Raw genomic sequence first — 16876 nt, forward strand, 5'->3', positions numbered from 1 at the left:
TGCGAAATCAGCCCTGGCGCTAAGAGCCCCGACATCGGTATATCCGTCCACCGTTGTCGCGTCCTTCGTGGGGAATATCATGCCTTCCGAACTTCGTTCGCCCCGTCTCGCCGTCCTGATCGACGCTGACAACGCTTCCGCAAAGATCGCGGATGGACTGTTCGAGGAGATTGCCAAGATCGGCGAGGCCAGCGTCCGTCGCATCTATGGCGACTTCTCCAATGCGCGATCCAGGGGCTGGGCCGACATTCTGTCGAAGCACGCCATCATCCCGCAGCAGCAGTTCGCCTATACGACGGGAAAGAATGCCTCCGACATCACGCTGGTCATCGACGCCATGGACCTGCTTCACAGCGGCCGGTTCGACGGCTTTTGCCTGGTCTCGTCCGACAGCGACTTTACCCGTCTCGCCGCCCGCATCCGGGAGCAGGGCGTCGACGTCTTCGGGTTCGGCGAGCAGAAGACGCCGGAAAGTTTTCGGCAGGCCTGCCGAAAGTTCGTCTACACCGAGAACCTGCTTGCCGCCCCGGCGAACACCCAGGATGCCGCCTCGAGGTCGGCCTCGCTTCAGCCGCCTGACGCAGCCGTCCCCATGATCAAGAAAGTCATCGCCCAGATGGAAAGCGAAGACGGATGGGTTTCTCTCGGGGAAGTCGGAAAAGGGCTTACCAACCTTGCCCCCGATTTCGATTCGAGAACCTACGGCTCCCGCAAGCTGAGCGATCTTGTGCGAAAGACGAATTCGTTCGAAATTGATGAGCCAAAGGGCCGGTCGATGCGGATTCGGATCAAGCCCACTGCTGCACGACCGCCGAGAAGGCGGAACCCGCGCAGACCAGCAAGCTCGGGGGCGGCAGGCGGGTCGGCGCCTAAGGCGTAAGCAGGGTGTGCCGTTATATTTGAGCTTGCCCGGTTTGGAGCAGGGCGTAACCATCGTGCGGCCGTAACGCCACGCGAGGGTCCAGATGACCAAACTTACCCGCTTCGCCGTCGCTCCGCTGCATGCAATGACCCGGCGCCTTGCCGACGTCGCTTCGGCGCGCCTCGCGCCCGATCTCGTCATCACGGGCGCGCGGGTGCTCTCGACCTATTCCGAGCGGATCCATCCCGGTCGGGAACTGTGGATCACCGGCGGCCGCATCGCCGCGGTGAAGGCCGCCGGCACGGCCAGGAAAGCTTGGAGCGATGTTGCGGTGTATGATGCCGCCGGCGGCATCATCGCGCCGGGGCTGGTCGATCCGCACATCCATATCGAATCCTCGATGGTGACGGCCTGCGCCTATGCCGAGGCCGCGCTGCTGAACGGCACCACCACGATCTTCTGCGACAGCCATGAAATCGGCAATGTCATGGATGTCGCCGGCGTCGAGGCGATGCTTGAGGACGCCCGCGAAGCGCCGCTCTCGATCTTCTTGACGGTGCCGTCGACAGTGCCGGCGACCTCGGCCGCACTGGAGACGGCCGGCGGCGACCTCACGCCCGACAAGATCGCCGGTCTGTTCGACCGCTGGCCCGAAGCGGTGGCGCTCGGCGAAAAGATGGATTTCGTGCCTGTAACGATGGGCGACGAGCGAAGCCACGCCATCCTCGCGGCGGCCTTGAAGCGCGGACGGCCAGTCTCCGGCCATGTCTATGGCCGCGAATTCGTCGCCGCCTATGCGGCAAGCGGCGTGACCGACACCCATGAGGCGATCGACCGCGACATCGCCGATGATCTGCTCGATGCCGGCGTTTGGGTTTTTCTTCGCGGCGGACCGCCGACCACGCCCTGGCATTCGCTGCCGCAGGCGATCCGCACCGTCACCGAGTTAGGGGCTTCGCACAAGCGGACCGCGGTGTGCACCGACGACCGCGACGCCGATGATCTCCTGCTGTTCGGTCTCGACTGGGTGGTGCGCGAAGCCGTCAAGGCGGGGATGTCGCCGGAGCAGGCCTGGTCGATGGGCTCGCTGCATGGCGCCACTCGCTTCGGCACGGACGGCGACATCGGCGGCCTCGGCGGTGGCCGCCGCGCCGATCTCGTGCTGATGGACGACAATCTCAAGCCGCAATCGACCTGGTATGGCGGCGAGCTGGTCGTCGAAAACCGCAAGATCACGCCGCGGCTCGATCAGGCGCTGTCGCAGCGCTATCAATATCCGAAGGCGGCCTATGTCACCGTGAAGCTACCAGAGAACCTGAAGCTGACGCCGGAATTGCCGGCGAAGGCCTGCACCGTCAACGCGATCAAGACTGCGCTGCCCGGCATCACGCTGATCCATGAAAAGGTCGCGATCGAGCCGGCCAATGACTGGCCGTCGCTGTTCGCGCGCTACAGCCTGTGCTTCGTCACCGTGGTCGAGCGTCACGGCAAATCGGCCGGCAACGTCGCATACGGCTTGCTGAAGGACTTTGGTTTGAAGCGCGGCGCGGTCGCCTCCAGCGTCGGCCACGACAGCCACAACATCATTGTCGCCGGCACCAACGAGGGGGACATGCAGGTCGCGATCGCAGCCATCAAGGCGCAGCAGGGCGGCGTCTGCGTCGTCGCCGATGGCAAGGTGAGGGCGCTGGTGCCGCTGCCGATCGCTGGCCTGCTCTCTGACAAGCGCGTCACCGAAGTCGCTGAAGAAGTCAAAGTGCTGAAGAAGGAATGGGCGGAGGCCGGCTGCACCATCCCCTACATGGGCTTCAATTTGATTCCGCTATCGGTCATTCCGGAAATTCGCATCACCGACAAGGGCCTCGTGCTCGTGCCGCAGATGGAGCTTGCGCCGCTGTTCGAGTGATTGCTTTCATCCGTTTCTCAATGTAACTGATTGAGACTGCCGCGTTTTTCCCACGGCTGCCGCATCGTGGAAAATAAAATCGATCTCGTTGAGATCGCATCTCGCGCACCCGATGATCTCGCTCGCTGACTTTAACCAAGCGAGGTCCGATATGGCGAAGATGCGAGCCATCGATGCAGCTGTCCGTATTCTGGAGAAGGAGGGCATCTCGACCGCCTTCGGCGTTCCCGGGGCTGCGATCAATCCGCTTTATTCGGCGCTGAAGAAGCGCGGCTCGATCCGCCATATCCTCGCGCGCCATGTCGAGGGCGCTTCGCATATGGCCGAAGGCTACACCCGGGCCACGGCCGGCAATATCGGCGTTTGCATCGGCACTTCGGGGCCGGCCGGCACCGACATGATCACCGGGCTCTATTCGGCGATCGCCGATTCCATCCCGATCCTCTGCATCACCGGGCAGGCGCCGCGGGCGCGACTCTACAAGGAGGATTTCCAGGCGGTCGACATCGAATCGATCGCAAAGCCGGTGACCAAATGGGCGGTCACCGTGCGCGAGCCGGCGCTGGTGCCGCGCGTGTTCAGCCAGGCGTTTCATGTGATGCGCTCGGGCCGGCCCGGGCCTGTGCTGATCGACATGCCACTCGACGTGCAGCTCGCCGAAATCGAGTTCGACGACGAGACCTATGAGCCGCTGCCGGTCTACAAGCCGACCGCCTCGCGAAAGCAGGTCGAGAAGGCGCTGGAGATGCTCAATGCATCCGAACGTCCCCTGATCGTGGCGGGCGGCGGCATCATCAATGCCGATGCCTCGGATCTGCTAGTGGAATTCGCCGAAATCGCCAACGTGCCTGTGGTGCCGACGCTGATGGGATGGGGCGCGATCCCCGACGATCACGTCCTGATGGCCGGCATGGTTGGCCTCCAGACCAGCCACCGCTACGGCAACGCCACGCTGCTGGAATCCGATTTCGTGCTCGGTATCGGCAATCGCTGGGCCAATCGTCACACCGGCTCGGTCGAGACCTACACCAAGGGCCGCACCTTCGTGCATGTCGATATCGAGCCGACCCAGATCGGGCGCGTGTTCAATCCCGATCTCGGCATCGTCTCGGACGCGAAAGCTGCGCTCGAGCTCTTCGTTAGCGTCGCCAGAGAATGGCGACGTTCCGGCAGGCTCCGCGAGCGCCAGGCCTGGCCCGCGGCCTGCCGCGACCGCAAGAAGACCATGCTGCGCAAGAGCCATTTCGACAACGTCCCGATCAAGCCGCAGCGGGTCTATGAGGAAATGAACAAGGCGTTCGGCCGCGACACCACCTATGTCACCGTGATCGGTCTGTCGCAGATCGCCGGCGCGCAATTCCTCGGCGTCTACAAGCCGCGCAACTGGATCAATGCGGGGCAGGCGGGGCCGCTCGGCTGGACGCTGCCGGCCGCGCTCGGCGTGCGCGCGGCATGCCCGGATCGAGACATCGTGGCGCTGTCCGGTGACTACGACTTTCAGTTCCTGATCGAGGAGCTCGCGGTCGGGGCGCAGTTCAATCTGCCCTACATCCACGTCGTCGTGAACAATTCCTATCTCGGCCTGATCCGCCAGGCCCAGCGCGGATTTGACATGGACTATCACGTCCAGCTCTCCTTCGAGAACATCAACGCGCCTGAGCTGGGCGGCTACGGTGTCGACCATGTTGCCGTTGCCGAAGGTCTTGGCTGCAAGGCGATCCGCGTCACCGATCCCAGGGACACGCAAGCGGCCTTCGCCACGGCGCGCGAATTGATGAAGAAGCACCGCGTGCCCGTGGTGGTCGAATTCATCCTCGAGCGCGTCACCAATATCGCGATGGGGACCGAGATCGACAATATCGTCGAGTTCGAGGAGGTGCTGGACTTAGCCCTCGACGAGGTCGGGACCACGCGCCCCGGCGTGCTTCAGCCGGCGGAATAGGGGAGAGCGCCATGCCGAAATTCGCCGCCAACCTCACCATGCTCTTCAACGAGATGCCGTTCATCGACCGCTTCGCCGCGGCGAAGGCGGCAGGCTTTGCCGGGGTCGAGTATCTCTTCCCCTATGATCTCGATAAGGCGCTCCTGCGCGAGCAGCTCGAGGCCCACGGGCTGACGCAAGTTCTGCACAATCTGCCCGCTGGCAACTGGGCTGCCGGCGAGCGCGGCATCGCAATTTTGCCTGAGCGCACCGCCGAATTCCGCGACGGCGTGTTCCGCGCCATCGACTATGCCAAGGCGCTCGATTGCGACCAGCTCAACTGTCTCGTCGGGATCGCGCCAGTCGATGCCGATCCGCGCGAGCTGCAGGAGACGCTGGTCGGAAACTTGCGCTTCGCGGCGTCGACGCTGTCACGCGAGAACATCAAGCTGCTGGTCGAGCCGATCAACACGCTCGACATGCCCGGCTTCTTTCTCAATGGCACCGAGCAGGCGGTGCAGCTGATCGCCGAGGTGCGGTCGAACAATCTGTTCATCCAGTACGACATCTATCACATGCAGATCATGGAGGGCGATCTCGCCCGCACCATGCAGGAGTATCTGCCGCAGATCGCCCACATCCAGCTCGCCGACAATCCTGGCCGGCATGAGCCGGGTACTGGCGAGATCAACTATCCCTTTCTGTTCCGCCATCTCGACGCGATCGGCTATCGCGGCTGGATCGGGTGCGAATACAAGCCGCGCACCACAACGCTGGAAGGCCTGTCCTGGCACGCCGCGCAGACGTTTGAGACCTGAGGATTCAAGACATGATCGACATCGGCTTCATCGGACTTGGCACCATGGGACGGCCGATGGCCGGCCACCTTCTGGCCGCGGGCCATCGCGTCCTCCTGCATGACCTTGCGCCGGTCGCGCCCGACTTGATCGCGGCGGGTGGCATCGCCTGCAAATCGGCCCAGGAGGTCGCGGAGGAGGCGGATGCGGTCATCATCATGGTGCCGGATACGCCACATGTGGACGCCGTGCTGTTCGGCAAGGACGGCGTTGCCGGCGGCATCTCCAAGGGCAAGATCGTGGTCGACATGAGCTCGATCTCGCCGCTGGCGACCAAGGAGTTCGCGAAGCGGATCGAGGCGCTCGGCGCGGACTATCTCGACGCGCCGGTGTCGGGCGGGGAGGTCGGCGCCAAGGCTGCGAGCATCACCATCATGGTCGGTGGTCCCGAGCGCGCTTTCAACACCATGAAGCCGGTCTTCGACAAGATGGGCAAGAACGTCACGCATGTCGGGGCCAATGGTGACGGCCAGACGACGAAGGTCGCCAACCAGATCATCGTCGCGCTGACGATCGAGGCGGTGAGCGAAGCGCTGCTGTTCGCCTCCAAGGCCGGTGCCGATCCCGCGCTGGTGCGCAAGGCGCTGATGGGCGGGTTTGCCTCGTCGCGGATTCTCGAGGTGCATGGCGAACGCATGGTGAAGCGCAATTTCGATCCGGGCTTCCGTATCGAGCTGCACCAGAAGGACCTCAATCTTGCGCTCGAAGGCGCGCGCGCTCTGGGTCTTTCACTGCCGAGCACGGCGGTGGCGCAGCAATTGTTCTCGTCCTGCACCGCGCATGGCGGCAAGGGCTGGGATCATTCGGCGATGTTGCGGGCGCTGGAACTGATGGCCGGGCACGAGATCGCCGCGGCGTAAGTGTTACGCAGTGACACTCTCCAGATTTGGCGCGTCTTTCGCCGCGGGGGAACCGGAACAATTGTCCCGGCCCGGCGGTTGAAGGCGCATCAACAAGCACTGGAGGGTGTGGACATGAAAACCCGTCTTGCGATTTCGTTGGTTGCCGCGTCGCTGCTGGCGTCGAGTGCAGCCTTCGCCCAGTCGACAACCGAAGAGGGCGCCAGGAATGGCGCACGTGCGGGCGGAGACGTCGGCGGCCCGGTCGGCGCGATGGTCGGCGGCACCGTCGGTGCGGCCGTTGGCGCTGGACTGGAAATTCCGAATGCGATCCTCGGCGGACTCCCGCGCGATGATTCCGTCGTGGTTCACGAGCGCGTCGTGGTCGGCGAGCCGCTGCCCCCGACCGTGGTGCTGCGCCCCGTGCCGAACTACACCGAGTACCGCTATGCGGTCGTGAACGATCGCCGCGTGATCGTCGAGCCGCGCACGCGCCGCGTCGTCAAGATCATCGATTGATCGACGCGTAAGAGTTGGAACATTGCGCCCCGCGGAGCGACGCTCCGCGGGGCGCTATCGTCAGTGACGAAACCCTAAAGCGGGTCGCGCACGCCGAGGCCGTGCATGAAGCGCTCTCGGATCTGTACGGGATCCCTGCGGGTGGTGCCGACACCGGGCTTATCGTCGATGCGCAGCGCGATCAGGCTCGGCTCGTCAGCCGACATGGCCTCGTCGACGAGGCGTTCGAAATCTTCCTCGTCCGCGGCCCAGGCGCTGTTGGTGAGCCCCGAGCCCAGGGCGATGGCGACGAGATCGGCGACACCGGCGGCCGGCGTCGGCTGCGCGCCGGTGATCTGGTAGATGCCGTTATCCATCACGATCATGATCAGGTTCTTCGGCTTCAAGGCCGCGATGGTCGAGAGCGCGCCGAGCTGCATCAGCAGCGAGCCGTCACCTTCGAGCGCGAAGACGCGGCGGTCGGGCTGCGCCAGCGCCACGCCGAGCGCGATCGGGAAGGCGAGACCCATGCTGCCGAGCATGTAGAAATTCTGTGGGCGGTGGCCGGCGGCCCAGAGGTCGAAATTGGTGTTGCCGATGCCGCCGATTACCGCTTCCTCGTGCTTGAGCTTTGCGATCAGGCGCGAGGTCAGATCGAACCGGTTCATCACCTTGGTATTGCGCGTGTTCGCTTTTGAACTCATTTGGCGGCACTCACTTGTCGAAGACCTTGCCGCCGGTGAGCAGCGGGTTGAGGATCAGCGCTACCGGCGCCTGCGTCGTGACGGCCTGCTTGATCGAGCGGTCGGCGATGAATTCGAGCTCGTCGAGCCGGGTGATGGTGTGGTGCTCGAGCGCCAGCGAATCCAGCACCGGGCGCATGGTGCGGCAGACCAGCGACTGGCCGTAATTGAACTCGCCGAGCGTGCCGCGCTCGGAGACGAACATGATCAGCGGGATCTGGTAGGGCACCGCGAGCGAGGCGAGCGTGTTGGCGAGCGTGGCAAAGCCCGAGGTCTGCATCAGCACCGCGCCGCGCCGCCCGCCCATCCAGGCGCCGGAGACGATGCCGACGGCCTCTTCCTCGCGGGCGGTGGCGAAGGTCGTGAAGAATGGATCGGCGTGGAGGTTCTTGATCAGCGGGGTCAGCACGCGGTCGGGCACGTAGGGGATGAGGCTGATCTCGTTCCGCTTCAGGGTTTGCAGGACTATCCCGTGCCAGCTCTTGTCGCTGGACGCCTGCGTCGAAGTCTGCTGCTCCGCAATCGCCATTGCGTTCTCCCTTGAGCCGCGCATGTTTCTTGGTCTTGGCCAATGTCGCGGCGTTCTACCGAACTTGACGGAGCGGGCGGGATTGTCAACATGCCCGGGCCGGCACCGTGATCTGCGCCAGACGGACTGCCATGGCCGGCACCGCCATGTCATAAGCGGGATAACGAGAAACGGGAGGACGCATGGACGGGACGCGTATTGCGCTGACCTTGCGGGTCTCCACGAGAGAGCCGGAAGGTCCTGATGTCGGTCAACAGCAAGCGCGTCTTCTACGTCAAATATCTTGCCAACCCGATCTACATCGACATCCTGAAGGCGCGGCCCGACGTCCGGCTCGACCGCATCGAGAACGAGAGCCCCGCGGACTTTTACGCTCCGATCCTGAGCGCGGCCCATGTTTACCAGATCGGCGCCGCCCGCGACGAGCTGGCGCCGCACTTCCATGTCGATGCCACCTTCCTCAAGCGCACGCCGAACCTGCTGCTGGTCTCCAGCAATGGCGCGGGCTTTGATCCCGTCGACGTCGAGGCCTGCACGGATGCAGGCGTGCTGGTCGTCAACCAGTCCGGCGGCAACGCGCATTCGGTGGCCGAGCACGCGCTGGCGATGATGCTGACCTTGTCCAAGCGCATCATTCAGTCCGATCGTCGCTTGCGCCGTGAGCCCAATGTCAACCGCAACGAGCTCGTCGGCAATGAGGTCGAGCACAAGACCGTCGGCATCATTGGCCTCGGCAATGTCGGCCGCCGCATCGCCGCGTTGTGCAAGGGCCTGCTCGGCATGAAGGTGCTGGCTTACGACCCGTACCTTTCGCCCGAAGTGATGGCCGAGCGGGGCGGCGAGAAGGTCGAGCTCGACGAGTTGCTGCGCCGCGCCGATTTCGTCTCGATCTCCTGTCCGCTCAACAAGGGCAGCCGCAACATGATCAGCGTACGCGAGTTCGGCCTGATGCAGCCGCACGCCTATTTCATCACCACCGCGCGCGGCTTCATCCATGACGAGGACGCCTTGCTTGGGGCGTTGCGCGACAAGCGTATCGCTGGTGCCGGCCTCGACGTCTGGTCCAAGGAGCCGCCGCCGCCGGAGCATCCGCTGCTCCAGTTCGACAATGTGCTGGCGAGCCCGCATACGGCCGGCGTCACGATCGAGGCGCGCCAGAACATGGGCCGTATCGCGGCCGAGCAGGTGCTGGAGACGCTCGATGGCAAGCGGCCGCCGCGCATGATCAATCCCGAGGTCTGGCCTGTTTATGCCGCGCGCTTCAAGCAGGCCTTTGGCGTTGCGCCTGGGTAGCGCGCGCGAGGGACTGTTGCGCGCGCTGATCATTGGTTACCACGGTAAAAATACAATGCGGCGCATCTTATCGTTGGCGTGAATGAACGCGTATGACTTGTCCTGTAGATCAGGTTCCATGAGCATACTTTCGATTGCGACATCCGGACTTTCTGCGGCGAGCTTGCGTGTGAGCGTGGCCGCGAGCAACATCGCCAATGTCCGCACCACCGGCCCGCTACCTGCGTCGGGCCGATCGAGCACCTCGGCCGGCAGTTCGAGCACGAGCTCGACTTATCCCGCGGCTTATGTGCCGTTGCGAGTCGATCAGGTCGACCAGTCGAGCGGCTCGACGCCCGGCGGTACGATCGCGACGGTGTCGACAGTGTCGCCAAGTTATACCGCACAATCCGACCCAAGCGCTGCCTTCGCCGACCAGGACGGCCTGGTCGCCGCGCCGAATGTCGATCTCGCCAATGAGCTCGTTCAAATGGCGGCTGCAATGCGAAGGTCATTCAAGCCTACTCCGAAACGACGGAATCACTCCTCGATATCAAGACTTGATGGCTGACCGATCGTACCGACGCCTCAATTGGCGGCTGGAACCAGCGCCGGCTTGATCTCCGTCAAAATCTGTCTCCCCGCAACCCGGTAAATGGGATTAGATTGCCGCCGGGGCAGCAGGGAGGTCCCATGTCAACTTATGTCGTCAGGTTCATGAAGGACGTGCTCGGCGAGTACGGCCGGCAGATCGAGGTCTGTCAGGGCGCGCTCGAGATCGACGCCGCCGACGAGGACGAAGCCAAGGAGCGGGCGAAGGCGAGGTTTTGCAAGGACCAGGCGTTGCGTCACTGGTCGCTGCATGCCGATCGCATCCAGGTCAGACCAGCTGACTTTACCTCGTAGAGCCCAGCCCGGGCGCCGCGATCGGCGGCGGCGCGGTGACGCCGGCGCCGAGCGAACGCTGCACCATGACGGTATCGGACCAGCCGCCGTGGCGGTAAGCGACGCCGCACAACAGGCCGACGCGCGCGAAGGCGAATTTTTCGTGCAGCGCCAGCGAAGGGGCGTTGTCGGCATCGATATAGCCGATCATCTGGCGGAAGCCGGCCGCCGCACAGGCATCGATCAGCTCCTGGAGCAGCAGCCGTCCGACGCCGCGGCCGAGATGCCCGTGGTGGACATAGATCGAGTGCTTGGCCGTGTAGCGATAGGCCGGACGCTTGCGGAACAGCACCGCATAGGCGTAGCCGACCACCTCGCCACGATAGGTCGCGACCAGATGCGGCAGGCGGGTCTGTTTCAGGTTCTTGCGCCGGTCGCGCAGGTCGTCCGGTTCTGGCGCGCCGGTTCCCTCGACATCGCACGGCACGCCATTGCGGACGTGATGGCGGTAGATCCGCAGCATCGCCTCGATATCGCTCTCGCGTGACGGCCGGACCAGAACCGGCTCGTCATCGGCGCGTGCAATCGCTGTTTCGTTCATCGGCCCCTACTCGGCAACGACGTAAGTATAGAGCCCGATCCGGCCGTGCGCATCGACCTCCTTGTAGACGCCCTGGATTTCCACATCGAAGCCCGGAAACGTATTGAAGCAGGTCTCGAACATCCTGAGGTAATCCACCATGGGCTTGGCTCGTTCCGTCAGCCGCTCGCCGGGGACGATGGTGGCGATGCCGGGCGGATAGACCACAAAGGGCGTGGTCGCGATGCGGCCGGCGATCGCCTCGATCGGCAGATAGTCGACGTCGTTCTTGAACAGGAAGCGCGCGGCATCGCGCGGCGACATGGCAATATCAGGAATGTGTTCCGGCATGAACTGTCGCGCCTGAAGCGCGCTGACATCGGCGGTACGGAAGAAGCGGTGCATCTCGCCGCAGAGGTCGCGCAGTCGCACGCCAGCATAGCGCGCCTGCCGCCGCTGATGGAATTCCGGGATCGCGTCGGCCAGCAGCGCATTGTCGTCGTGCAGTCTCTTGAAGGCAACGAGGCCGGAGATCAGCGTGCCGGCCTTGCTGGCCTCGACGCCGGGGGTGAGCAGAAAGAGCAGGGAGTTGAGGTCGTTCTTCTCAGGCACGATGCGGTTTTCGCGCAAGTACTGCGCGACGACCGGGGCGGGGATGCCGTGCTCGGCATAGGCGCCGGTGGTGCGGTCGAAGCCGGGCGTGAGTAACGTCAGCTTGTTCGGATCGGTCATGGCAAAACCCTCGGCCGTGCCGGGGAAGCCGTGCCAGTTGCTGTCAGGGCCGAGCTGCCACAGCGCGGGATTGGTCGCGAGCTCGTCGGTCGACAGCGTCTCCCAGGCAACGTTATGCGCGGCGCCGGGGCGGCTGACGTCGGGGATGGCAACGCGATCGGGTACGAACGGCTCGAAGAACCAGCGCCGGTCCGGGTTCTGTTCCTTCTCCTCGAACTCCCGGCGCATGGCGCGGATCTTCTTGCGCAGCTCGATGCCGAGGCGGATGGTGTCGTCCCATAGCACTTCGCCGGAGCGGCCCTTCATCATCTGCGCGCCAACGTCGAGCGAGGCGAACAGCGGATAAAACGGCGAGGTCGAGGCGTGCTGCATGAAGCTTTCGTTGAAGCGGCGGTGCTCGACGCGCCGCTTCTGGCCGCGGATGTGGCGGTCCTTGATATGGATCTGCGAGGCCTGCGAGAAGCTGGCAAGCTGCTTGTGGGTCGACTGCGTCGCGATGATGCCCGGTGCGTCCGGCGGGAGATTGGCAAGCCCCATCGCGAAGCGGCCGACGTAGAGCGGGTGGAACTTCATGAAGCCGGCCCAGGCCTCGTCGAACAGGATGTATTCGCAGAGGTGGCCGATGCGCTTCAGGATCATTTCGGCATTGTGAATCGTGCCGTCATAGGTGCATTGCTCGACCACGGCGACGCGGAACGGCCGTTCCTTGCGCCAGGCGTCCTTGTCCGTGACCAGCGGATGGTTGCGGATCGTCTCGCGCAGGGCCCGTTCGTCGAGCGCGTCCCAGCGCATCGGACCGATCAGGCCCCAGGCATTGCGGATGGTCGGGACATAGACCGGAATTCCGCCATTGATCATCAACGCGCCGTGATGGGCGGCCTTGTGGTTGTTGCGGTCGAACAGCACGAGGTCGCCGTCTGTGACGAGCGCGCCGAGCGCGACCTTGTTCGAGGTCGAGGTGCCGTTGAGCACGAAGTAGGTTTTCTCCGCGCCGAAAATCGCGGCGGCCTCCTTCTGCGCCTTCAGCGCCGGACCCTCATGGGTGAGGAGGTCGCCAAGATCGAGCACGGAATTGTCGAGGTCGTCGCGGAAGACGGACTCGCCGAGATGCTCGACGAAGACCCGGCCGATCGGGCTTCGGTTGTAGAACACGCCGCCATTGTGGCCCGGACAGGTCCAGAGCTGGTTGCCTTCCTCGGCATAATCGACCAGCGCGCCGAAGAACGGCGTCTTCAGCGTCTCGGCATATTGCTTGAGCCGGCTGATCAGGTTCTTGGCGATGAAGGTCGGCGTCTCCTCCGACAGGAAGACATAGCCATCGATGAAGTCGAGCACCTCGACCGGGAGATCCTCGAACCGCTTGCGCCGGATCAGGAGGATGATCGGGAAGTCGAGGCCGCGGCGCCGCATCAGATTGATCAGCGCCGATGTCTTGCCCTCCAGGCCTTTCTTGCCCCAATCCACCACCATGCAGCCGATCGCGGCGTCGGTCTGCACCGCCATCTCGGCGTCCTCCAGCTTGCGGGCCCGGACCACCTCGAAGCCGGAGCGCTGGATCTCCTCGATGATCTGGTTGAAACGGACGCCTTCGAGGTCGTCGGCGTCGAATACAGGTGCGGCGAACAGGAAGTTGAAGCGCTTGAAATAGTCCATGACGTGTCCCGAATGTGCAGAGACTGACAGGTCTCGGCACATTCGATGACAGTTCTATGACGGTGCGCGGGATGGCCCCAGCCCGCGCTTGCGGGGCGAGGGAAACGCTACCGCTTCGCCTCGCCGAACACCACCGTCGGCACCGCGCGATTGACGACCTCGCGCAGCGCAAAGCTCGATTGTACCCGCGCCACGCGCGGCAGGCGCGACAGTTCGGTGCGGTGGATGCGCTCGAAATCCTGGATGTCGCGGGCGAGCACGATCAGGATGTAGTCGTCGGTCCCCGACATCAGGAAGCAGCGCACGACGGAGGGGCACTTCACCACCTCCGCCTCGAACGCCTTCAGCGCCTCGTCGCTCTGGCTCTCCAGCGCAATGCGCACCAGCACCGTCGTGGTCAGGCCGAACTGCGCCAGATCGAGCGCGGCCTGGTAGGCCTGGATGTAGCCGTCATCCTCCAGCGTCTTCTGCCGCCGTGCCAGCGCGGTGCTGGAGAGGCCGACCTTGTTGGCGAGCTCGGTGTGGCTGGCGCGCGCATTGGTCGTAAGTTCCGCGAGAATCGCGAGATCTTTCCGGTCGAGGGCCAAGGTTTTGTTTCCAGCGTGAAAGGACACTTCCGCGACCGAAACCGGCGCGGGACGGCCAAAACTACCGGATATTTGCACGAAACCAAACTGCCTGCGCCGCTACGATCATGGGGTGAATCAAAAGGAGCCCAGGATGCGTGTCGGTGTGCCCAAGGAGATCAAGGTGCAGGAATATCGCGTCGGGCTCACCCCGGGCGCTGTCCGTGAATATATCGCGGCTGGGCATCAGGTCACGGTTGAGACTGGAGCCGGCAGCGGCATCGGTGCGTCCGACGAGGTCTATCAGCGGGCGGGGGCCTCCATTGCCGCCGGTGCGCGCGACATCTTCGCCAAGTCCGACATGATCGTGAAGGTGAAGGAGCCGCAGAAAAGCGAATGGGCCCAGCTCCGCGAAGGCCAGATCCTGTTTACCTATCTCCATCTCGCGCCCGATCCCGAACAGGCCAAGGGCTTGCTCGCGTCCGGCTGCACAGCGATCGCCTATGAAACCGTCACCGACGCGGCCGGTCACCTCCCGCTGCTCGCGCCGATGAGCGAAGTCGCCGGCCGCCTCGCCATCGAGGCCGCTGGCGCCGCGCTCAGGCGATCGGCCGGCGGTCGCGGGCTGCTGCTCGGCGGCGTGCCCGGGGTGCAGCCGGCGCGCGTCGTCGTGCTCGGCGGCGGTGTGGTAGGAACGCAGGCCGCGCGCATCGCCGCAGGCCTCGGTGCTGAAGTCACCGTGATCGACCGCTCAATTCCTCGTCTGCGCGAGCTAGATGATGTCTTCCTCGGGCGGGTGCGCACCCGCTTTTCGACCATCGAGGCCGTCGAGGAGGAGGTGTTTGCCGCCGACGTCGTGATCGGTGCGGTGCTGGTGCCGGGCGCGAGCGCGCCAAAGCTCGTGACGCGTGCGATGCTCAAATCGATGCGGCCGGGTGCTGTGCTGGTCGACGTCGCGATCGACCAGGGCGGCTGCTTCGAGACCTCGCACGCGACGACGCATGCGGAGCCGACCTACGAGGTCGACGGCGTCGTGCATTATTGTGTAGCGAACATGCCGGGCGCGGTGCCGGTGACGTCGAGCCAGGCGCTGAACAATGCGACGCTGCCGTTCGGTCTGATGCTCGCCAACAAGGGCTTTGCTGCCGTGCTGGAGAATCAGCATCTGCGCAATGGGCTCAACGTCCATCGCGGCCGCATCACCAACAAAGCGGTGGCGGAAAGTCTCGGGATGGATTTTGCGCCGCTGGGAAGCGGGCTGGCGGCATAGAGTCGCCAGACCTACGCCTTCGTCGACCTGTGCGGCCCGAGGTCCGGATTGTGCGTCATGCGCGATTAGTCCGCCAAACGCCACGGCATCGCCGAAAACGCGCGGCCGCTCGAGTTGCGGTAGTAAGTGCTCATGGTAGTCGTCGAGCAGGTCCGGGTGGACGCCATGGGCCCTCCAACCCGGCAAAAGAAGAAAACTATTGCCTCAGGCTAGTCCGGCGGAAGGAGTTTCCCCGCCGGGGGGCAAAAACGCCAATCGCTTCCATTGCTGTTTGAGGCCGAAACGACGACATTTCGGTCAAGGATTGATGGATTGGCCCATTATGGAACGCACTGGATTTGAGCCGTTCGGCGAGCAGCTGGTGTCCGCGACGGACACCCAGCCGAAGTCGCGCGCCGCAAAGCTCGTGTTGCGGGCCGGCACCGGCCTGTTCTGGTCGCTGGTCGCCGCCATCGTCCTGGCGCGTGCGGCCTTCTTCGAGCCCGGCGTCTACGACAGCTTCAGCCACGTGGCTTCGATCGCCAAGAACCTGCTGTTCTAAGCCGGTTATTCCGGGCTGAGGATATAACTTCTCTCGGCCCTGATATGTCGAAAACTTATTTCCCAGTCCAGCGACCCTGCGTATAAATCCTTCTCCCTAGGGAGAGATTTGTGCCGCAGAATCAAGCATCCAGCCCGGCCGATGCCAAGCCGGCGACCGTCGCGAGCCGTATTGCGGCGCTGATTCCCGGCATTCTCCTCTGCATCGCCGTGGCCGGCGTTTCGGCCTCTCTTGAGCGGGCCGAACTGGGCGTCTTCGAGCACCCCTATGTCGAGGCGCTGGTGATGGCGATCCTGCTCGGCATGGCGCTGCGCAGCTTCTGGAAGCCGGCGACGCGCTGGCAGGCCGGCATCGCTTTCAGCGCCAAGCAGCTGCTCGAGGTCGCCGTCATGCTGCTGGGCGCCTCCATCAGCTTCGCCGCTATCGCAGCTTCGGGCATCGCCCTTTTGGCATCGATCGCCGCTGTCGTCGTCGTGGCGCTCTCCGTCTCCTTCGGCCTCAGCCGCCTGCTTGGTCTGTCGACGCGGCTCTCGATCCTGATTGCCTGCGGCAATTCCATCTGCGGCAATTCTGCCATCGCGGCGGTGGCGCCAATCATCGGCGCCAACAGCGATGAGATCGCATCCTCGATCTCCTTCACCGCCATCCTCGGCGTGATGATGGTGCTGGGCCTGCCGCTGCTGATCCCGCTATTGCAGCTCACCGCCACGCAATACGGCATCCTCGCGGGCCTGACCGTCTATGCCGTGCCGCAGGTGCTCGCGGCGACGGTGCCGGCCGGACTCGTCTCGACGCAGATCGGCACGCTGGTCAAGCTGATGCGCGTGCTGATGCTGGGGCCCGTGGTCGTCGGCCTCTCACTGGTCGCCTCGCGCTGGCAGACCGATGCCAGGAAGACCAATGTCGGCTTCTTCCGCCTGGTCCCGTGGTTCATCCTCGGCTTCCTTGTACTTGCGACCCTGCGCTCGCTCGAGATCGTGCCGGTAACAGTCGTAGGGCCCGTGACGAAGATCACGAGCTTCCTCACGGTGGTCTCAATGGCTGCGCTCGGCCTCGGCGTCGACGTCCGCGTGCTCGCCAATGTCGGCGGCAGGGTGACGGCCGCGGTGACGCTGTCGCTGATGCTACTTCTAGGGATTAGCATCGCGCTGGTGCACTGGTTTAAGTGAGGCGAGCGAAACTGCCGTAGGGTGGGCAAAAGCGCGTAGCGCTGTGCCCACCG

General features: G+C 64.2%; 16 protein-coding genes and 1 pseudogene. 12 read left to right on the forward strand and 5 right to left on the reverse strand.

What is annotated here, in order from left to right:
- Nucleotides 1-79 precede the first annotated feature (79 nt).
- The 6 genes from ABID59_RS20435 (at nt 80) to ABID59_RS20460 (ending at nt 6904) form a co-directional block, all read left to right on the forward strand.
- Complete coding sequence (locus tag ABID59_RS20435) at nt 80-880, forward strand: NYN domain-containing protein (protein ID WP_354084588.1); 801 nt, start codon at nt 80-82, stop codon at nt 878-880.
- 85 nt (nt 881-965) lie between these two features.
- Nucleotides 966-2768 carry an adenine deaminase C-terminal domain-containing protein gene (locus ABID59_RS20440; protein WP_354084539.1) on the forward strand — a complete coding sequence of 601 codons (1803 nt, stop codon included), beginning with the start codon at nt 966-968 and terminating at the stop codon, nt 2766-2768.
- Between the two features lie 151 nt (nt 2769-2919).
- Nucleotides 2920-4710: a glyoxylate carboligase gene (gene gcl / locus ABID59_RS20445; protein ID WP_354084540.1), complete on the forward strand. Its 1791-nt coding sequence runs from the start codon at nt 2920-2922 to the stop codon at nt 4708-4710.
- 11 nt (nt 4711-4721) lie between these two features.
- Nucleotides 4722-5507: a hydroxypyruvate isomerase gene (gene hyi, locus ABID59_RS20450; RefSeq protein WP_354084541.1), complete on the forward strand. Its 786-nt coding sequence runs from the start codon at nt 4722-4724 to the stop codon at nt 5505-5507.
- Nucleotides 5508-5518: 11 nt separating this feature from the next.
- A complete protein-coding gene (locus tag ABID59_RS20455; protein ID WP_354084542.1) occupies nt 5519-6406 on the forward strand; it encodes a 2-hydroxy-3-oxopropionate reductase in 888 nt (295 codons plus the stop codon).
- A gap of 114 nt (nt 6407-6520) precedes the next feature.
- Complete coding sequence (locus ABID59_RS20460) at nt 6521-6904, forward strand: DUF1236 domain-containing protein (RefSeq protein WP_148754673.1); 384 nt, start codon at nt 6521-6523, stop codon at nt 6902-6904.
- Nucleotides 6905-6978: 74 nt separating this feature from the next.
- Here the strand turns inward: ABID59_RS20460 and ABID59_RS20465 are convergent, their stop codons facing one another.
- Nucleotides 6979-7587 (reverse strand): thiamine pyrophosphate-dependent enzyme, encoded by a 609-nt coding sequence (locus tag ABID59_RS20465; RefSeq protein WP_354084543.1) that lies wholly within the window; start codon nt 7585-7587, stop codon nt 6979-6981.
- A gap of 10 nt (nt 7588-7597) precedes the next feature.
- On the reverse strand, nt 7598-8155 hold the full coding sequence (locus ABID59_RS20470) for a thiamine pyrophosphate-binding protein (RefSeq protein ID WP_187435251.1): 558 nt from the start codon (nt 8153-8155) through the stop codon (nt 7598-7600).
- A gap of 243 nt (nt 8156-8398) precedes the next feature.
- Here ABID59_RS20470 and ABID59_RS20475 point away from each other — a divergent pair, with 243 nt between their 5' ends.
- The 3 genes and pseudogenes from ABID59_RS20475 to ABID59_RS20485 all read left to right on the forward strand — a co-directional run bounded on the left by ABID59_RS20475 (nt 8399) and on the right by ABID59_RS20485 (nt 10333).
- Entirely contained in the window at nt 8399-9448 is a 1050-nt protein-coding gene (locus tag ABID59_RS20475; protein WP_354084544.1) for a hydroxyacid dehydrogenase, read from the forward strand.
- Between the two features lie 118 nt (nt 9449-9566).
- Nucleotides 9567-9991: pseudogene (locus tag ABID59_RS20480) on the forward strand (flagellar basal body rod protein FlgC).
- A gap of 129 nt (nt 9992-10120) precedes the next feature.
- On the forward strand, nt 10121-10333 hold the full coding sequence (locus ABID59_RS20485) for a hypothetical protein (RefSeq protein WP_187435252.1): 213 nt from the start codon (nt 10121-10123) through the stop codon (nt 10331-10333).
- On the opposite strand, the gene ABID59_RS20490 is transcribed toward ABID59_RS20485, so the two are convergent.
- The 3 genes from ABID59_RS20490 to ABID59_RS20500 all read right to left on the reverse strand — a co-directional run bounded on the left by ABID59_RS20490 (nt 10323) and on the right by ABID59_RS20500 (nt 13864).
- Nucleotides 10323-10913: a GNAT family N-acetyltransferase gene (locus ABID59_RS20490; RefSeq protein ID WP_354084545.1), complete on the reverse strand. Its 591-nt coding sequence runs from the start codon at nt 10911-10913 to the stop codon at nt 10323-10325. The genes ABID59_RS20485 and ABID59_RS20490 overlap by 11 nt on opposite strands.
- 6 nt (nt 10914-10919) lie before the next feature.
- The gene (locus ABID59_RS20495) at nt 10920-13277 is read right to left on the reverse strand and encodes an Orn/Lys/Arg family decarboxylase (RefSeq protein WP_354084546.1); all 2358 of its coding nucleotides are present in this window, start codon (nt 13275-13277) and stop codon (nt 10920-10922) included.
- Between the two features lie 107 nt (nt 13278-13384).
- On the reverse strand, nt 13385-13864 hold the full coding sequence (locus ABID59_RS20500) for an Lrp/AsnC family transcriptional regulator (RefSeq protein ID WP_187435253.1): 480 nt from the start codon (nt 13862-13864) through the stop codon (nt 13385-13387).
- Nucleotides 13865-13997: 133 nt separating this feature from the next.
- On the opposite strand from ABID59_RS20500, the gene ald reads away from it, so the two are divergent.
- From ald to ABID59_RS20515, 3 genes are all read left to right on the forward strand, one after another.
- On the forward strand, nt 13998-15113 hold the full coding sequence (gene ald, locus ABID59_RS20505; RefSeq protein WP_354084547.1) for an alanine dehydrogenase: 1116 nt from the start codon (nt 13998-14000) through the stop codon (nt 15111-15113).
- Between the two features lie 322 nt (nt 15114-15435).
- A complete protein-coding gene (locus ABID59_RS20510; RefSeq protein WP_148754682.1) occupies nt 15436-15654 on the forward strand; it encodes a hypothetical protein in 219 nt (72 codons plus the stop codon).
- 110 nt (nt 15655-15764) lie between these two features.
- On the forward strand, nt 15765-16823 hold the full coding sequence (locus ABID59_RS20515; RefSeq protein WP_354084548.1) for a YeiH family protein: 1059 nt from the start codon (nt 15765-15767) through the stop codon (nt 16821-16823).
- Nucleotides 16824-16876 lie beyond the last annotated feature (53 nt).

It is taken from the genome of Bradyrhizobium sp. S3.3.6 (assembly GCF_040546905.1).
Lineage (GTDB): Bacteria > Pseudomonadota > Alphaproteobacteria > Rhizobiales > Xanthobacteraceae > Bradyrhizobium > Bradyrhizobium cytisi.